This window comes from Bifidobacterium sp. UBA744 (assembly GCA_002298605.1).
In the GTDB taxonomy this organism is placed as follows: domain Bacteria; phylum Actinomycetota; class Actinomycetes; order Actinomycetales; family Bifidobacteriaceae; genus Bifidobacterium.
In genome coordinates, this window is the sequence record DBKS01000032.1 from 43,931 (window position 1) to 44,547 (window position 617).

A 617-nucleotide genomic window follows, 5' to 3' on the forward strand; every position below is an offset into this window, starting at 1 on the left:
CGCCATAGCGCATTCCCCCGTCAGTATGAACGATATGTAGTCGATGTAGTCGATCAGTCGAGCTTCTGAACCTGATCGAAGCCCAGCTCCACCGGAGTGTCACGGCCGAAGATGGACACCAGCACAGTGAGCTTCTGCGTGGTGGGTTCCACATCGGAGACCACGGCGGACATCGTGGTGAACGGACCGTCGGTGACGGTGACCTGATCTCCAACCGAGTAGGCAACCTCCACCGTACGCTTCTTGGCGGCGGCGGGCTTGTCACCGGCCTGCTTCAACGCCTCGGAAGCAATCATCGGAGCCATCATCGAGACGACTTCCTTGCGGGACAACGGCGCCGGATCCTTGGTCGGGCCGACGAAGCCGGTGACGCCCTCGGTTTCCCGCACGATACGACGCGCATTCTCATCGGGCCACATGCGAATCAGCACATAACCGGGCACGCGCACGCGGGTGATGACCTTCTTGCCCTTCTCGGTGTGCTTTTCGACCTCTTCCATCGGGACTTCGATCTGGAAGATCTGATCCTCGAGGCCGAAGCTGGCGATACGGGACTCGACGTTGGCCTTCACGCGCTTCTCATAGCCGGAGTAGGTGTGCAGCACATACCATTTGCC

At 60.1% G+C, this 617-nt stretch carries 1 protein-coding gene; it reads right to left on the reverse strand.

Annotated features, from left to right (window positions below; all coding sequences use genetic code 11):
- Positions 1 to 53: 53 nt before the first annotated feature.
- A partial coding sequence (gene nusG, locus B2994_RS03660; RefSeq protein WP_291527029.1) for a transcription termination/antitermination protein NusG occupies positions 54 to 617 on the reverse strand: 564 nt, incomplete at its 5' end.